The organism is Mesorhizobium sp. GbtcB19 (genome assembly GCF_019091085.1).
GTDB lineage: Bacteria > Pseudomonadota > Alphaproteobacteria > Rhizobiales > Rhizobiaceae > Mesorhizobium.
Window position 1 is genome coordinate 296,507 of sequence record NZ_JAGXJY010000005.1, and the last position, 16,332, is coordinate 312,838.

Here is a 16,332-nt window from a genome sequence, read left to right on the forward strand (position 1 = left end):
AACATGCCGGTGACACAACGTCGATTTATGGCGCTAACGCCCCAAATCACTGAAAGGTGAGTTTCTCAAACCCGAACCAGAGCGATCTGGGACAGGCGGCCGCATTCGTGCGCTTTGCTGGTCTCGGCTTTCCCCGGTGGGTTCACCTGTTGTGCGGCTAACGATCGGCTGACGCCGGTCACACGAGTTCAGCCGGCGCCGCCATGCCGGCGCTACAACCAAGGAGTTCAGGGCGTAATGGCAACGATCACCCCGCAGAAGAAGTCCGGCGCAGCGCGTCACGGTTTCAAGACCGGCGAGTTCATCGTCTACCCGGCGCATGGCGTCGGCCAGATCGTGGCGATCGACGAGCAGGAAGTTGCAGGTCACAAGCTGGAACTGTTCGTCATCGACTTCCAGAAGGACAAGATGCGCCTGAAGGTTCCGGTCGCCAAGGCGACCTCGATCGGCATGCGCAAGCTGTCGGAAGAGGACTATGTCGACCGCGCGCTGAAGGTCGTGCAGGGCCGCGCCCGCATCAAGCGCACCATGTGGTCGCGCCGCGCCCAGGAATATGACGCCAAGATCAATTCCGGCGACCTGATCTCGATCTCGGAAGTGGTGCGCGACCTCTACCGCGCCGACAACCAGCCGGAGCAGTCCTATTCCGAGCGTCAGCTGTATGAAGCCGCGCTCGACCGCATGGCCCGCGAGATCGCCGCCGTGAACCGCATGTCGGAGACCGAAGCGGTGCGCCTCATCGAGGTCAACCTCAACAAGGGCCCGAAGCGTGGCGCCAAGGCCGACAACGAAGAATCCGAACAGGAAGAAGCTGCCTGAGCTTTTCCGCTTCTGGAGTTACAAAGAACCCGGCCTCGCGCCGGGTTTTTTGTTGAACCGACACGTCGCGCAAAACCGCGCAGCTATTTTTGTGAAAACGACACATATCGACGACAACTTAGGACTACCCGAGTTCGCTGCAACGCCCACGCGCCCAGGTCGGTGCCGGTAGTTATCCGCTTATCGCGAAGCGTTTCCGACATGGTCAGCGGACCTAGTCTAGGAGTTAAGCATGAGCGCCCGTAAAGCGATCAAACTTGCGGTGATCGGACGAGGCATGATCGGGTCGGCGGCGGCGCGGCATCTGTCCAAGATGGGCCACGACGTTGCATTGATCGGACCGGATGAGCCGGCCGATTTTTCCCAACATGAGGGTGTCTTTGGCAGCCACTATGACGAGGGTCGCATCACGCGCAGGTTCGACCCGGAGCCGTTCTGGCTGCAAATGAACAACGCCGCCATTTCGCGCTACGACGAAATTGCGGCTGAAAGCGGCGTGGAGTTCTACCGTGAAGTCGGCGTGCTGCACGTTGGAGCTGCTGGGAACCCGAACGTTGCGGCAGTCGGCACGATCACCGCCGCAGCCGCAATCCCTTGCGAAGCATATGAGGATGACGGGCTCGCGCAACGATTTCCGTTTCTGAGATCGACGGCCGGAATGCGGGGGTATTTCGAGCCACGCAATGCCGGATATATCAGTCCTCGTCGCTTGGTCCGCGCGCAGAACATCGCGGCCGAGCGCGCCGGAGCCCGGATCGTCAACGAACCGGCATTGGGGATCTCCGAAAGCGGCACTGGCGTGGCTATTCGGACAAGATCGGGCAGCGTGGTAGCCGAGCGCGTCCTCGTTGCGGCAGGCGGGCATACTCAATCGCTGCTCGGTCGATCATTGGGCTTTACAGTCTATGGGCGAACCGCGGCCATGTTTCGGCTTGGCGCGGCGCAGCTTCAGCACCTAGCCGGCATGCCGCCGATGCGCTGCATCGGACCTAAGGGCAACAATCCCTACATTCTGCCGCCCATCCCCTATCCGGACGGCCAATCCTGGCTGAAACTCGGCGGCGATCCTGTCGACATCCCGCTCGAAAGCGAGACGGACATCAAGGACTGGTTCAGATCGGGCGGATCAAACGAGGTCGCCGATGGACTGCAACAGCAGATCCTTGACCGGATTCGCGACCTCAATTTCGAAGAACGGCGCGTCGTGCCTTGCATGACCACCTTCGGCGACAGGGGCCTGCCCTGCATCGGGACGCTTTCGGAGCGTGTGGCCGTTGCATTCGGCTGCTACGGCAAGAGCGCCAAATGTTCGGACGAATTGGGCCGGCTGGGCGGCATGGCGCTGCTCGGAGAGGTCAGGCCAGAACTCGCGCCTTGAACGTTCTCGGTACGGACGAGGACGCGCCGCAACATGCTCTGGACTAGCCTTTGCGTGCCTGTTCGCTTTCCTCTTGCCGCAGCGAGGCGATGAAGCGCTTCGTGCGTTCGCGCTCCGGATTGTCGAACACCACTGAGGCCGGGCCTTTCTCGACGATCGAACCGGCATCGAGGAACACGACCTCCTGCGCGATCTTGGAGGCGAGCCTGAGATCATGCGTGGCCATCACCATGGTCGTGCCCTCGCGCGCCAACTGCCCGAGCACGTCGACCACTTCCTGCGCCAGCTCCGGGTCGAGCGCCGAGGTCGGCTCGTCGCAAAGCAGCACGCGCGGCGAAGGCGCCAGCGCCCGCGCGATCGCCACGCGCTGCTGCTGGCCGCCGGACAGCGTCGCCGGCCACGCGTCGGCCTTATGCGCCATGCCGACCTTTTCGAGCAGCGCCAGCGCCCGTTCGCGCGCCCTTGCCTCGGGCCATTTCAGCACCGTCACCAGCCCTTCCATGACATTCTCGATAGCCGTGCGGTGCGGGAACAGCTGGAAATTCTGGAACACCATGCCGGTCTGCAGCCGGATGCGCTGGATATCTTTCGCCGGCACCTTGCCGCCCGGATGGAAGTCGAGCGTCTCGTCGCCGATCCGCAGACTGCCGGAGGTCGGGATCTCCAGCAGGTTGATGCAGCGCAGCAGCGTGCTTTTGCCGCCGCCGGAAGGGCCGACCAGCGCCGTCACGCTGCCCTCGTCGAGGCTGACGCTAACGCCTTTCAGCACCAGATTGTCGCCGAAGCGCTTTTCGATGTTGGTGAGGCCGATCATGCGTTGGCCTCCAGGAACCCGCCATAGCGGTTGAGCCGCACCTCCAGCCGCGCCTGCAGCGCCGACAGCACAGAGCTCAGCGCGAGATAGAGCGCCGCCGCCTCGACATAGAGGATCAGCGGCTCATAGGTGGTGGCGACGATGCGCTGCGCGGCCTGGAACATCTCCGGCACCGTGATCGCGGCCGCGAGCGAGGTGTCCTTGACCAGCGAGATGAAGGTGTTGGAAAGCGGCGGCACCGCCACGCGGCCCGCTTGCGGCAGGATCGTGCGCCGCATCGCCTGGCTCCAGGTCATGCCGATCGAATAGGAAGCCTCCCATTGCCCCTTCGGCACCGAGCCGATGACGGCGCGGATGATCTCCGACGTGTAAGCGCCGATGTTGAGCGTGAAGCCGATCAGCGCGGCGGGGAAGGCATCGAGCAGGATGCCGACCGAGGGCAGGCCGTAGAAGATCAGGAAGAGCTGGACCAGAAGCGGCGTGCCGCGGAAGATCCAGACATAGAAGCGCACCACGAGCACCAGCGGTTTCGGCCCGAACAGCCGGATCAGCGCCGTCGCCAGCCCGGCGGCGAGGCCGAGCGCGAAGGACAGCAGCGTCAGCGGCACGGTGAAGATCAGCGCCGCCCATAACAGCGTCGGCAAAGACTCCAGCATCAATTGCAGCCAGTGCGGCACGGGGCGCTTCTCCTTCCCAGATACGGCGGCACTTCCCCCGTACGGAACGACTATCATGCAAAAACCGGCGGGCCGTCAAAGACGACCCGCCGGTATTCAGGCAAAGGCGATATGGCTTACTTCGAAACGTCCTGGCCGAAATACTTGTCGGCGATCTTCTTGTAGGTGCCGTCGGCCTTGATGTCGGCCAGCGCCTTGTTGATGGCGGCGACCAGCTCAGGATCGCCCTTGCGCACGATGACGCCGGAATAGTCGGCATTCTCTTCCTGCGCGGCGATCTTCACATTGGCATCCGGCTTGTGCTTCTTGAAGTCGAGGAAGGACAGGCTGTCGTTGATCGTGGCGTCGGCGCGGCCGGTGAGCAGCAGCTGGATCGACTGGTCGAAGCCGTCGGTGCCGACGAGCTCGGCGCCGTTCTTCTCGGCGAGCTTGCCGAAATTCGAGGTCAGCGACTGCGCCGACTTCTTGCCCTTGAGGTCGGCGAAGGTCTTGATGTCGGTGTCGTCGCCGCGCACGATCAGCACCGCCTTGGAGGCGATATAGGGATCGGAGAAATCATACTTGGCCTTGCGGGCATCGGTGATGCCGACCTCGTTGATGACGGCGTCGTAGCGGTTGGCGTCGAGGCCTGCGATCAGGCCGTCCCACTTGCCTTCGAGAAACTCGACCTTGACGCCGAGCTTGTCGCCGATGGCCTTGGCGATCTCGACATCGAAGCCGACCAGCGCGTTGGATTCATCATGGTAGGTGAAGGGCGCATAAGTGCCTTCGGTGCCGACCTTGAGCACGCCGGCCTGCTTGATCTGGTCGAGATTGGCGCCGGCATGGCCGGCGGTGACCGCCAGAACCTGCAGCGTTCCGGCGATAAGGAGCGATTTAAGCCATTTCATTTTTCTGTGATCCCGTTTTGACCGGTGCCCCGGCGCGACTGTGAGAGCCGGAAACTGACAGATAGAAGGTCGCGAAATAAGGAACCAGATTTCAAATATCGGCTCTGCCAGAAATCTGATTCTCAAAATCACCCGACAGTCCGCCAAGCGGCATTTCGGGGCCGATAACAAAATATTCCGACTGGCAACACTTGCCCCCTCGGGCGGCGGAACCATCCATGCGCCTGACACGTTGCATGGCTGTTGTAGGGCGCGGCGGCGTCTTTTCAACCGCCACCTGTGCAATCACCGCCAAAAGGAGCCGGCATGATCGAGGACGCGGCAGGACGGACACTGGTCCGGGCGGCAATGAGGGCTCCCTATCTCGAGCGCGACGAGGAACATGTCCTTGCCTTGCGCTGGAAGGAAGAGAACGACCAGCACGCCCTGCACAGGATCACCGTCGCCCATATGCGCCTGGTCATCTCCATGGCCTCGAAATTCCGCCATTACGGCCTGCCGCTCGGCGATCTGATCCAGGAGGGTCACGTCGGCCTGCTCGAGGCCGCGGCCCGGTTCGAACCGGCGCGGGAAGTGCGCTTTTCGACCTACGCCACCTGGTGGATCCGCGCTTCGATGCAGGACTACATCCTGCGCAACTGGTCGATCGTGCGCGGCGGCACCAGTTCGGCGCAGAAGGCGCTGTTCTTCAATCTGAGGCGTCTGCGCGCCCGCCTCGCCAACGGCGCCGAGCCGCTCTCCAATGCCTCGCTCTACCGCGAGGTCTCGGCCGCGCTCGGCGTGCCGGAGGCCGACGTGGCGATGATGGATTCGCGCCTGTCCTCCCCCGACAGCTCGCTCAACGCACCCTTGGCCGACGAGAACGGCGCCGCCGAACGGATGGATTTCCTCGTCTGTGAAGACCCGCTGCCCGACGAGATCGTCGGCGACCGGATCGACATCCAGCGCCGGGCGGTCTGGCTGAAAAGCGCGCTCGGCGCGCTCAACGCCCGCGAGCTTCGCATCATCGAGGAACGCCGGCTGAGCGATGACGGCGCGACGCTGGAGTCGCTCGGCGAGCAGCTCGGCATCTCCAAGGAGCGCGTCCGCCAGATCGAGGCGCGCGCCATGGAAAAGCTGAAGCTCGAGCTGGTCAAACAGAATCCGGAATTTCTCGCCGAAGCGGCCTGAACCACAGGCTGTCCACGCGCAACGCGCGCCGGCGTGTTGCTACTTGTCCGTGACGATCTTGACCTTGTCGCCCGCCGACACGCTGGCGCCCGGCGACATGGCGTTGAGCACTCGGAAAAGATCGAGCTTGCGGTCGACGCCGACCATCTGCGCCGCGAGCGAGCCCATGGTCTGGCCGGCCTGAACGGTGACGACGCGGATGTGCAGCGGCTTCAGCGCCGCCTTCTCGGCCGGGGTGAGCACGCGGAAGGACGCGCTGACCGAACGCGCCACCGGATCGAGCGACGTGCTGGCCGAAGGTGCGGCCGTCAGCAGCCGGTAAACCTGCCCGCCGGCGCGGATCACCGCGATGTCGAACTGCCAGCCTTGCGCGGTGGCATGCGCCATCGCCGCGTCGTTGCCGTTGATCGTGTCCTGGCGCACGCTGGCGTCTTCGAGGCCCGCTACCCAACCGCTGCGGATGTAGTCGGTGAGCGAAACGGATTTGTCGATCGCCACGCCGTCGAAGCGGATGGCGATGTCGCCCGGCCCGGTCGCGGTGACGGCGGCAGCCGTGTTGTCGATGACGAAGCCGTCCGGCACCGTGAACGAGACGCCGAGATTGGGGTGCATGAAGGTCTGGCCGCGCACATAGCCTTCTTCCGGCGTGTCGCCGTAAAGCAGGCCGTCAATGCCGGCGAGGAAGGCATCGCGGTCGCGCGTGCCGACGCCGGGCGGGCCGAAATTGCGCGCAAGGCGCTGCGCCAGTTCGATGCGCTGCGGCGTGTTGGGGTGCGTCGCCAGGAAGTCGAGGCTGGCATCGGTGGCGCCGCTGACCGAGCGGAAATCCGTATAGGCCGACATCGACTGCAGGAACCGGCCGGCGGCATAGGGATCGTAGCCCGCCTCGCCGATCGACTTGATGCCGATGGCGTCGGCCTGCAGTTCCTGGTTGCGCGAGAACTGCGCCAGCCTGAGCTTGCCGCGGATCAGCGCCGCCTTGGCGGTCGGGCTGTCGCCGAGCACGTCGGACACCACCTTGGTCGCCAGGCCTTCCTCGGCCTCCAGCTGCTGCCGCTGCAGTCCGTGATTGGCGGTGACGTGGCCCATCTCATGCGCGATGACGGCGGCAAGCTCGGAGGAATCGTTGGCCAGCGCCAGCAGGCCGCGCGTCACGTAGAGATAGCCGCCCGGCAGCGCGAAGGCGTTGACATTGGGCGAGTTGAGGATGGTGATGCGATAGGTCTGGGTCGGATTGGCCGACACCACCGTCAGATTGCCGACGACCTTTGCCACCATGCGTTCCAGCTTGGGGTCGGAATACTCGCCGCCATAGGTGGCCAGGATGCGCGGATGCTGCGCCTTGGCCATTTCGGCAAGCTTGGCATTGGCAACGACGTTGTCGACGGTGATCGGCTTATCGGAAGGCTGGAAGCCATTCTCCTGCACGTCCGGCGGCGTGAACATCTGGCAGCTGGCCAGCACGGCAACGCCTGCCAGCGCGAAAAATCGTGCAAGCGGCCTCTTCCACACTTTCTCAGCGCCGGTCGACAGATCGGCTTCCTTTCGAAATCTTTCGGCAAATCACGGCCCGCCGGACCGGCATGGCTGGACCTAGCCACACTCCCCCGGACAAGGCAAGCAAACGCCGGATCACCCGTTGCCGGTTTGGCCGCAAATTATGTCCGCTTCCGGGCAATGTGTTGTGATCCGGCAACGGTGCCGCCTCGATCGCCGATATAGCGCCGGAACGCATCCGGTCCAGATCGATCGAAGAAATCGTCGGCCGGTCCGATTGCCGCGATCGCGCCTTCATCGAGAAATGCCACGTCCTGGCCGATGCGGCGCGCATCCTCCGGCTGATGCGTGACGAAGAGCACCGTCATCTTGCGCTCGGCATGGATGCCGGCGACAAGGTCGAGCATGTCGTCGCGCAACGCCGGGCCGAGCGACGCGAAAGGTTCATCGAGCAGCAATACGGGCCGGTCGCGCAACAGCACCCTGGCCAGCGCCACGCGCTGCCGTTCGCCGCCGGAGAGCTCGCGCGGCAGCCGTTTTTCCTTACCCGCCAGGCCGACCCGCGCCAGTGCCTCCACGACGGCCGCCCGATCGGCATCGCCGAGCTTCAATGACGGCGAGCGGCCGAGCCCGACATTGGCTTCGACCGGGAGGTGGGCAAACAGGTTGTTCTCCTGGAACACCATCGACACCGGGCGCGCCGATGGCGGCGCATTGCCGACATCGACCCCGCCGATCAGCACCTTGCCTTTATCGGGCGATTCGAAGCCGGCTATCAGATTGAGCAGCGTCGACTTGCCGGAGCCGCTCGGTCCCATGATCGCGGTGATCCTGCCGGCGGCGAATTCGGCATCGAAGCGGAAGGATGCTTCGCCGTAGCTGAACGAGACACCATCCAGCGCGACGGCAAGGCGCTTTTCCGCGGCGGTGCCATTGATGGTCGTCATGACCTTCCTTCCCGCCCCAACCGGTCGGCGGCGACCACCAGCATCAGGCAGACGAGGCCGAGCAGCAAGGCAAGTCCAGCCGCGTCGGCCGTCCGATAGCTGCCCATGCGCGCCAAAAGCAGATAGGGCAAGGTCTGCACGGAATCACTGCCGAACAGCGCGATCACGCCGAGATCGCCGAGCGACAGCGCCATGGCGAAGGCAAAGCCGGTGGCCAGAGGCCGCCGGAGCGACGGCCAGTCGATCAGGGTGAGCCGGTTCCAGCCGGATATGCCGAGCGCCAGGCAAAGCCGCTCATGCCGTTCGCTCGCCGCATCATAGGCCGGGCGGATGGCCCGGATGGCGAAGGGCATCGCCATCACCGCGTTGACGGCGACGACCATGATCGGCGCGATGGCGAAGACATCGGTGACGTTGCGCAGCGCCAGGAACCAGCCGGCGCCAAGCACGATCGGCGGGACGACCAGCACGAAGCCGGCCCCGGTGTCTGCCGCATGTTCGAGCAGGCTCATGACGCCGCCTGCCCTGCGCCGCAACGCCAGCGCGCGCCGCGCCGCGATCAGCGCCAGCGACAAGGCAACACTGAGCAGCGCCGCGATGAAGGCGAGACCAGCGCTGGTGAGCGTCGCGCGGCGCACCGCCTCTTCGCCCGCCAACCGGCCGAGGTCGGCCTTCAGGCCGGAAAACACCGTCGCCATCATCGGCCCGGCAACGAACAGCAGGGCAAGCGCGATGAGGCCGGCATTCATAACGCTCTCCATCGGGCCCGCCGAAAGATAGCGGCGCGGCGCCACCGGCAGATTGGCATCGCCGACGGTGTTGGCGCCGAGCCGCGTGAGCGCCACGACCACGACGAAGGTGAGCGCGATCTGCAGCAGCGTCAGCACCACCGCGCGGGCCGGATCGAAATCGAAGCGCAGCGCCTGGTAGATGGCGACCTCCAGCGTCGTCGCCGCTGGGCCGCCGCCCAACGTCAGCACGATGGTGAAGGAGGTTATGCAGAGCATGAAGACCAACCCGGCAACCCCCGGCAGGGCAGCGCGCAGCACCGGCCATTCGAGCAGCCGGAAGGCCGGCCGGGCGCCCATGCCAAGCTGGCTCGCCAGCCGCCACTGGTCGGTGGGAATGGTGCCCAACGCCTCCAGGAACAGGCGCGTGGCCAAGGGCAGATTGAAGAAGACATGGGCGACCAGGATGCCGGACAAGCCGTAGATGCCGGGCCAATCCCCGCCGCCAAGCCCGGCGAAGACGCCGGCAAAATAACCGGCCCGGCCGTAGAGCGCCAATATGCCGAGCGCCGCCACGATCGCCGGCAATGCCAGCGGCACGGTGAACAGTTGCAGGATCAGGCGGCGGCCGGGAAAGCTTGGATGCCGCGACAAGGCGCGCGCCACCAGAAGCGCCGGCGCGACGGACAAGAGCGTCGAGAGAGCCGCCTGCCAGAGCGTGAAACGGGCGACGCGGAAGAGGTAACCGTCGAAGGCCGCGGCAGCGCCGGAGAGATCATGCGCGCCCTCGACGGCGAGACCGGCGAAGGCGCCGCCGATGAGCACGGCGATGGCCGCAAGCGCGAGGATGCCGGCGGTTATGCGAGGATCGCTGGAATGGGGCGTTGCCATTCCTGCCTAGCCAAACACACTGAATGGCTTGGCTAAGGCGGAAGCATTATCCGCGTCGAGTTCCCGCCCACCCCCCTCTGTCCTGCCGGACATCTCCCCCGCAAGGGGGGAGATTGGCAGCTTCGATCGCCGAGCCACTCTTGCAACGTTGGCGATGGGCGAAAGTGGTCGAGCGCTTGATCTCCCCCCTTGCGGGGGAGATGGCCGGCAAGCCAGAGGGGGGTGCTCAAGCGCCATCCTGAAGCCTTATTTGCTCATCACCGCCAGCCACTCGTCCACCCACGCCTTGCGGTTGGCGGCGACCTCCTCCGGCTTGAACAGCAAGGTCTTGGCCGGCTTCACCAGCTTGTCGAAGACCGGGTTGAGCGGCTTGTCGGTTTTGCCTGCCGGGAACATCCAGTTGGTCTCCGGGATTACGTCCTGGAATTTCGGCCCGGTCATGAAGGCGATGAACTTTTGCGCCAACGGGTTCTTGGCGCCGGTGGCGGTGATGCCGGCAACCTCGATCTGCAGGTACTCGCCCTCCTCGAAGGAAGCCGCCTGGTAGCGTTCGGTGTTCTCGGCCACCATGTGGTAGGCCGGCGAAGTGGTGTAGGACAGTACCATCGGCGCTTCGCCCTTGGTGAACAGGCCATAGGCCTCGCTCCAGCCCGGCGTCACCGTCAGGACCTTCGGCTTGAGCTTGGCCCAGGCCTCCGGCGCCTTGTCGCCATAGACCGACTTCACCCAGAGCAGCAGGCCGAGGCCGGGCGTCGAGGTGCGCGGATCCTGGATGACGATCTTGTCCGTGCCGGCGCCTTCGACCAGATCCTTCAGGCTCTTCGGCGGCGTCTTCAGCTTTTCGGTATCGTAGACGACGGCGAAATAGCCGTAGTCGAACGGCACGAAGGTATCGTCCTTCCAGCCGCCGGGCACATTCAGATCGGCCACGGTGCCATGCGGCGCGAACAGGCCGCTCGCCTTGGCGTCCGCCGTCAGATTGGTGTCGAGGCCGAGCACGATATCGGCCTTGGTGCCGGCGCCTTCGAGCTTGACGCGGTTGAGCAGCGCCACGCCGTCGGCGACCGAGACGAATTCGAGGTCGCAGCCGCATTCGGCCTCGAACTCCTTCTTGACCGCCGGCCCGGGACCCCAGTCGGCGGTGAAGCTTTCATAGGTATAGACGGTGAGCTTGTCCTTCGCGGCCGCGGGTGCGACGCCCGCCAGCAGCGAAACAAGACCGGTTGCGAGGATAAGCCTGGACAATATCGCGCGCATCGGCGCCTCCTTCGTTCGAGTGACAAGGAATTGAGGCGCCGGATGGTCCGAAACGTCTAATCCCTCCGCCGGTACAAACCGGATCAGGTTCAGCGGGTTGGCTTTTCGCCTCTCAGCCGGATCACGTCCGGCACCCCGTTAGAGCGCCTCGACAGATAGGCCCGGCCGAAGCGGCGCGCAAGCGGAAGTTTGCCGGGCAGCTATTGTTCGGACGGGATCGGGACGCGACGTGCGCGGCTTCCGTTTCACCTGGAGGGCTGCTAAGGGCGACGGCCATGGGCACATTCACCATCCTGCTCGGCGGCGAACTCGTCCGCACGCCGCGGCTCGAACGCCAGATCGAAGGCTCGCGCGTCATCGCCGCCGATGCCGGCATCGGTCATGCCCGCATGCTGGGCCTTATGCCGGAGCTGTGGGTGGGCGATTTCGATTCGGTGCCGGCGAACCTGCCGAAAGATTTGGCCGCCGTGCCGCGCAAGGTGTTTCCGGCCGAGAAGGACATGACCGATGGCGAGCTTGCCATCGCTGAAGCGCTTCAGCGCGGCGCCACCAGCCTGGTGCTGGCCGGCGCCTTCGGCGGCAAGCGCGCCGACCATGCCTTCCTGCATCTGGCGCTGGCCGTGCGTCTGACCGAAACGGGCACGACCGTGCTGCTGACGAGCGGCGCTCAGGAGGGCGTTCCGGTCCTGCCCGGCAGCGCCAGCTTCGACTATGATGACGGCACGCTGTTTTCGGTGCTCGGCTTTTCCGAACTGTCCGGCCTGACGGTTACCGGCGCCAAATGGCCGCTCGACCGCGTCGAGGTGGCGTTCGGCTCCTCGCTCACTATATCAAACGAGGTCAAAGGGCGGCTCGGCATCGCGCTGGAGCGTGGCCGGGCGCTGCTTCTGGCCCACCCCTACCCTCTTCCTGAAAGCTGACAATCCAGACATGGCGCCGCCACTTCTCAATCTCGACGGCATTAAACTGACCTTCGGCGGCACCCCGCTGCTCGACGGCGCGGCGCTCAGCGCGTCTGCCGGTGAGAAGATCGCGCTGGTCGGCCGCAATGGCTCCGGCAAGTCGACGCTGCTCAAGATCGCCGCCGGCATGATCGAGCCGCAGGACGGCGAGGTGTTCCGTCAGCCTTCGGCGACGGTCCGCTATCTGCCGCAGATGCCGGACATGGACGGCTTCGCCGATGTCCGCGCCTATGTCGAGGCCGGCCTCGGCCCGGCCGACGATCCGCATCGCGCCACCTATCTGATGGAGCATCTCGGCCTCACCGGCGAGGAGCGGCCGAACGATCTGTCGGGCGGCGAGGCGCGACGCGCCGCCCTTGCTCGCGTCATGGCGCCGGAACCCGATATCCTTCTGCTCGACGAGCCGACCAACCATCTCGATCTCTCGGTCATCGAATGGCTGGAAGAGGAGCTTGCCCGCACTTCCTCGGCCGTGATCCTGATCTCGCACGACCGCCGCTTTCTCGAGCGCGTCACGCGCGCCACCGTCTGGCTCGACCGTGGCCAGACGCGGCGGCTGGACAAGGGCTTCGCCCATTTCGAGGAATGGCGCGACCAGGTGCTGGAAGAGGAAGAGCGCGAGCAGCACAAGCTCGGCCGCCAGATCGTGCGCGAGGAGCATTGGCTGCGCTACGGCGTGACCGCCAGGCGCAAGCGCAACATGCGCCGCCTCGGCGAATTGCAGACCATGCGCCAGCGCTTCCGCAGCCATCGCGGCGCCGAAGGCACCGCCACCATGGTGGCCAGCGACGCCGCCGAATCCGGCAAGCTGGTGATCGAGGCGAAAAGCATCGACAAGAGCTTTGGCGAGCTGACCGTGGTGAAGGGTTTTTCGACCCGCATCCAGCGCGGCGACCGCGTCGGCCTGGTCGGCCCGAACGGCGCCGGCAAGACGACATTGTTGAAGATGCTGACCGGCGAGCTGGCGCCGGACGCAGGCTCCGTTCGGCTCGGCGTCAATCTGGAGATCGCAACGCTCGACCAGAAACGCGAGGCGGTCGACCCGGCCGAGACGCTCGCGCATTACCTGACCGACGGCCGCGGCGAAAACCTGCTCGTCAATGGCGAGCAACGCCATGTCGTCTCCTACATGAAGGATTTCCTGTTCAAGCCGGAGCAGGCGCGCACGCCGGTGCGCGAGCTTTCCGGCGGCGAACGGGCGCGTTTGCTGCTGGCCCGCGTGCTGGCAAGGCCGGCCAACCTTCTGGTGCTCGACGAGCCGACCAACGATCTCGACATGGAGACGCTGGAGCTGCTGCAGGAGCTGGTCGCGGGCTTTGCCGGAACGGTGATCCTGGTCAGCCACGACCGCGATTTCCTCGACCGGACCGTCACCAGCGTGATCGCGCCGGACGGCGGCGGGCGCTGGATCGAATATGCCGGCGGCTATTCCGACATGCTGGCGCAGCGCGGCGGCTCGAAGCTGGAGGACCGCAAGGCGAGGTCGAAAGCCGAGACCGTCGACGCCTCGCCGAAAGCCGAACAGGCTGCGCCGAAGGGCCCGGCGAAGAAACTCTCCTTCAAGCAGAAATTTGCGCTGGACTCGCTTCCGAAGAAGATTGAAGCGGTGACCGCCTCGATCGCCAGGCTGGAGAACAACATCGCTGACCCCGCCTTCTACGAGCGCGACCCCGTCTCGTTCCAGAAGACCATCGCCGCGCTCGACAAGGAGCGCACCACGCTCGCCGCGCTCGAGGAAGAATGGCTGGAGCTGGAGATGCTGCGCGAGGAGATGGAGGGGTAGCGGGCTTGCCTGCACGCAGATATGCGCTTATTCTATGCGCATGAAGAGGTAGGCCATGCTTCAATCAACTGGAAAACCACAACGCAAATCAGTCAACACCTCGATTGATTCCCGATTGATCGAGGAGGCCAAGGCGTTGGGCATCAATATGTCCCGTGCTGCCGAGCAAGGCATCGCCAAGGCAATTTCTGCCGAGAAGACGCGTCGGTGGCAGGAGGAGAATAAGGAAGCGCTCGAAAGCTCCAACGAATACGTCAAGCGCAACGGTCTGCCTTTAGCCAAGTACCGGCTGTTTTGATGGCCCGCTATGACTTCTACCGGAGCGCTGGAAGCGACGGCTATCTCCTTGATGTCCAGTCCGATATACTAGAGCACCTCGATACCAACGTCGTCGTTCCGCTTCTGCCGCCCAGCCTCGCACCGTTGCCGGCTCGAAGGCTGAACCCGATCTTCAAGATCGATGGCAAAGACCATGTGATGGTCACCCAGTTCATTTCGGCTGTGACGGCTTCCGAACTGCGGGCAGCAGAAGGAAATCTTGCAAGACACCACGACGATATCGTCGCCGCCTTGGATATGTTGTTTCAGGGCTTTTGAGCCCCGCTGGCGTCCCTGGTTCACCCCGACGTCTTCGCCGCCCAGGCCTTCAGCGCTTCGTCGAACACCTTCTCGCCGGGGATGCCCTTCTCCATGGTGAGCAGCGCCCGGCGTCCGGTCTTGTAGACCACCGGCACGTCGATCCAAGCCTGCCCCCTCAGCAGCGTCAGATTGGCGTCCACGTCGGCCTTGGTGTCGTTGAGCGCCACGAGGAAGAAGCCGTCGCCGATCTTGGCCGGAAGGCCGATCAGCGGACTGCCGGCATCCTGCTCCGAACTCTTCATGGCGATGCGCAGAAGACCGTCGACGCCGCCGCCGTCGAAGTCTTTCGGCGTCAGGAAGATCATTTCGATGATATGGCTGGCCGGCAAGGTCTGATCGGCGTTGCGCCGGATCGTCATGCGCAGCTGGATGTTCTTGCCGGGGATCGTCGCTTCGGCGCGGATCGCAGGCTCAGGCGGCAGGTCGCCGCCAGGCGATTCCTGCACCAGCGACCAGACGATGCTACCGGGCTCGGCCGTGCCCTGCTGGGTGCTGGTGCGCTCCTCATAGAAGATCGCCTTCTGTCCGACCGGCACGGTCGCCTCGGCCGTCGCCGGCGCGGCTGTGGCTGGCGCGGTGCCTGCGGCCGGCGGCGTTGTCGCCGCCGCGGGTGGCGTGGCGCCTGCCGCTGGCGGCGTTGTCGCATCAGCCGCTGGCGGCGTGGTCCCGGCCGCCGGCGGTGTCGGATTGGCGGCGCCGGTCGTCGGTGCCGCCGGCGTTGCTCCCGCGGCGGGCGCCTCGGGCGTTGGCGTTGCCGGAGCAGGCGACGTGCCGGTCGCAGCGGGCGCGGTCGCCGGCGCGGTCGGCGGGCGCGAGGTCAGCGCCGCGACGGATTCGCCTTCGCCGATCGTCGCCTGTCCGCCGGCGGGACCAGGATCGGTCTCCTTGCCTTCGGGTGTCAGGCGCTGCGTGAACTTGGTCGTGTCGGCCGGTTCGCTGGCCGCCGCCGGGGCCGGCGCTGCCGCCGTCTCGGTCGCCGGCTTGGCCGGAGCCGGTTTGACCAGCGGCTCGGTCGAGACCGTCTTGTTGCCACTGCCGCCAAGGCCGAAGAGCGAGCCGAACGCGTTCTTGTTCAGCCATATGCCATAGCCGCCGCCGGCCAGCACCAGCAGCGCGACGACGGCGGCAATCAGGCCGCCATAGCTGCGCTTGCGCCGCTGCGGCTGGGGCCGCAGCCGCTGAAATGTATCGGCGGCCGGCTGCTCGTCATTGGCAAAGACGTCGCTGCCATCGTCGGAATCGGCGGCATCCATGCCGGCGAGGCCGACATCGTCTTCGCGCGGCGACGGCATCGGCGGTGGCGGAGCTTTCTGCCAGGCAGGCTCCTGCTTTGGCGTGGCCTGCCAGCTCGGCTCCGTCCTTGCCGTGCTCTGCCACGCCGGCTCGGTCTTGGCAGGGCTTTGCGATGCGGGCTCAGCCTTCGGCGTGCTTTGCCAGCTCGGCTCCGTCCTGGCGGGCGCGGTCGGCGCCTTGAACGGCTCGGATCTGAACGGATCCGGCTTGGCGGGCTCCGGCGCCGCCGGCTGGCGGGCATGGCTCGGCTGGTTCTTGTTGCGGTCGATGGAGGAGAAAATATGCTCCAGCTCCGCTAGCGGATCCTCGGCCGGAGGACGTTTGACGTAGTCGCGCTCGACGCTGGAAATGGCATCTTCCAGCGAGCGCTTCTGCTTGCTGACGACCTCGGGCGCGAGCGGCGGGGAATACTCGGCGAGCTTCTTCGCCAGCACCGCGCGGGCACCGTCGTATATCTGCTTGCGCACCTCGAACGAAGGATCGCCCTTCTTGTCGAGTTGCTTTTTCAGAACACTAACGAAATCTGCCATGCGTCAGGTGACCTGCATTCTTTTCCCGCCGGCTGCAAATCAGCCATAGCCCCGGGA

The 16,332-nt window shown here is 65.2% G+C and carries 15 protein-coding genes and 1 riboswitch; of the genes, 7 read left to right on the top strand and 8 right to left on the bottom strand.

Annotated elements, in window-relative coordinates; translation table 11 throughout:
- The first annotated feature begins 237 nt into the window (after positions 1–237).
- Both KVT37_RS12405 and KVT37_RS12410 read left to right on the top strand, forming a co-directional pair.
- Positions 238–819 carry a CarD family transcriptional regulator gene (locus tag KVT37_RS12405; protein ID WP_217573147.1) on the top strand — a complete coding sequence of 194 codons (582 nt, stop codon included), beginning with the start codon at positions 238–240 and terminating at the stop codon, positions 817–819.
- A 232-nt stretch (positions 820–1,051) separates the two neighbouring features.
- The gene (locus KVT37_RS12410) at positions 1,052–2,197 is read left to right on the top strand and encodes an FAD-dependent oxidoreductase (RefSeq protein ID WP_217573149.1); all 1,146 of its coding nucleotides are present in this window, start codon (positions 1,052–1,054) and stop codon (positions 2,195–2,197) included.
- A 43-nt stretch (positions 2,198–2,240) separates the two neighbouring features.
- Here KVT37_RS12410 and KVT37_RS12415 read toward each other — a convergent pair whose 3' ends face one another.
- The 3 genes from KVT37_RS12415 to KVT37_RS12425 all read right to left on the bottom strand — a co-directional run bounded on the left by KVT37_RS12415 (position 2,241) and on the right by KVT37_RS12425 (position 4,578).
- Positions 2,241–3,011: an amino acid ABC transporter ATP-binding protein gene (locus KVT37_RS12415; RefSeq protein WP_217573151.1), complete on the bottom strand. Its 771-nt coding sequence runs from the start codon at positions 3,009–3,011 to the stop codon at positions 2,241–2,243.
- A complete protein-coding gene (locus tag KVT37_RS12420) occupies positions 3,008–3,688 on the bottom strand; it encodes an amino acid ABC transporter permease (RefSeq protein WP_217573153.1) in 681 nt (226 codons plus the stop codon). Before KVT37_RS12420 ends, KVT37_RS12415 begins: the two co-directional genes overlap by 4 nt.
- Positions 3,689–3,804: 116 nt before the next feature.
- On the bottom strand, positions 3,805–4,578 hold the full coding sequence (locus KVT37_RS12425; RefSeq protein ID WP_217573155.1) for an amino acid ABC transporter substrate-binding protein: 774 nt from the start codon (positions 4,576–4,578) through the stop codon (positions 3,805–3,807).
- 306 nt (positions 4,579–4,884) lie between these two features.
- Between KVT37_RS12425 and KVT37_RS12430 the strand changes: the two genes are divergently transcribed.
- Positions 4,885–5,748 carry an RNA polymerase factor sigma-32 gene (locus KVT37_RS12430; protein ID WP_217573157.1) on the top strand — a complete coding sequence of 288 codons (864 nt, stop codon included), beginning with the start codon at positions 4,885–4,887 and terminating at the stop codon, positions 5,746–5,748.
- 39 nt (positions 5,749–5,787) lie between these two features.
- On the opposite strand, the gene KVT37_RS12435 is transcribed toward KVT37_RS12430, so the two are convergent.
- From KVT37_RS12435 to thiB, 4 genes are all read right to left on the bottom strand, one after another.
- Entirely contained in the window at positions 5,788–7,194 is a 1,407-nt protein-coding gene (locus tag KVT37_RS12435; protein WP_217573299.1) for a M48 family metalloprotease, read from the bottom strand.
- Between the two features lie 212 nt (positions 7,195–7,406).
- Positions 7,407–8,192: a thiamine ABC transporter ATP-binding protein gene (gene thiQ, locus KVT37_RS12440; protein WP_217573159.1), complete on the bottom strand. Its 786-nt coding sequence runs from the start codon at positions 8,190–8,192 to the stop codon at positions 7,407–7,409.
- A complete protein-coding gene (thiP, locus tag KVT37_RS12445) occupies positions 8,189–9,811 on the bottom strand; it encodes a thiamine/thiamine pyrophosphate ABC transporter permease (RefSeq protein WP_217573161.1) in 1,623 nt (540 codons plus the stop codon). Before thiP ends, thiQ begins: the two co-directional genes overlap by 4 nt.
- 246 nt (positions 9,812–10,057) lie before the next feature.
- Positions 10,058–11,068, bottom strand: a complete 1,011-nt coding sequence (gene thiB / locus KVT37_RS12450) for a thiamine ABC transporter substrate binding subunit (RefSeq protein ID WP_217573163.1) — start codon at positions 11,066–11,068, stop codon at positions 10,058–10,060.
- 43 nt (positions 11,069–11,111) lie between these two features.
- A riboswitch (TPP riboswitch) is annotated at positions 11,112–11,216 on the bottom strand.
- Positions 11,217–11,343: 127 nt separating this feature from the next.
- Here thiB and KVT37_RS12455 point away from each other — a divergent pair.
- From KVT37_RS12455 to KVT37_RS12470, 4 genes are read left to right on the top strand one after another with little or no spacing between them, the layout of a single operon-like run.
- Complete coding sequence (locus KVT37_RS12455) at positions 11,344–11,988, top strand: thiamine diphosphokinase (RefSeq protein WP_217573165.1); 645 nt, start codon at positions 11,344–11,346, stop codon at positions 11,986–11,988.
- 10 nt (positions 11,989–11,998) lie between these two features.
- Positions 11,999–13,813 carry an ABC-F family ATP-binding cassette domain-containing protein gene (locus tag KVT37_RS12460; protein ID WP_217573168.1) on the top strand — a complete coding sequence of 605 codons (1,815 nt, stop codon included), beginning with the start codon at positions 11,999–12,001 and terminating at the stop codon, positions 13,811–13,813.
- A 55-nt stretch (positions 13,814–13,868) separates the two neighbouring features.
- The gene (locus KVT37_RS12465; protein ID WP_217573170.1) at positions 13,869–14,111 is read left to right on the top strand and encodes a type II toxin-antitoxin system CcdA family antitoxin; all 243 of its coding nucleotides are present in this window, start codon (positions 13,869–13,871) and stop codon (positions 14,109–14,111) included.
- On the top strand, positions 14,111–14,410 hold the full coding sequence (locus KVT37_RS12470; RefSeq protein WP_217573172.1) for a CcdB family protein: 300 nt from the start codon (positions 14,111–14,113) through the stop codon (positions 14,408–14,410). Before KVT37_RS12465 ends, KVT37_RS12470 begins: the two co-directional genes overlap by 1 nt.
- 20 nt (positions 14,411–14,430) lie before the next feature.
- On the opposite strand, the gene KVT37_RS12475 is transcribed toward KVT37_RS12470, so the two are convergent.
- Entirely contained in the window at positions 14,431–16,275 is a 1,845-nt protein-coding gene (locus KVT37_RS12475) for a hypothetical protein (RefSeq protein WP_217573174.1), read from the bottom strand.
- Positions 16,276–16,332 lie beyond the last annotated feature (57 nt).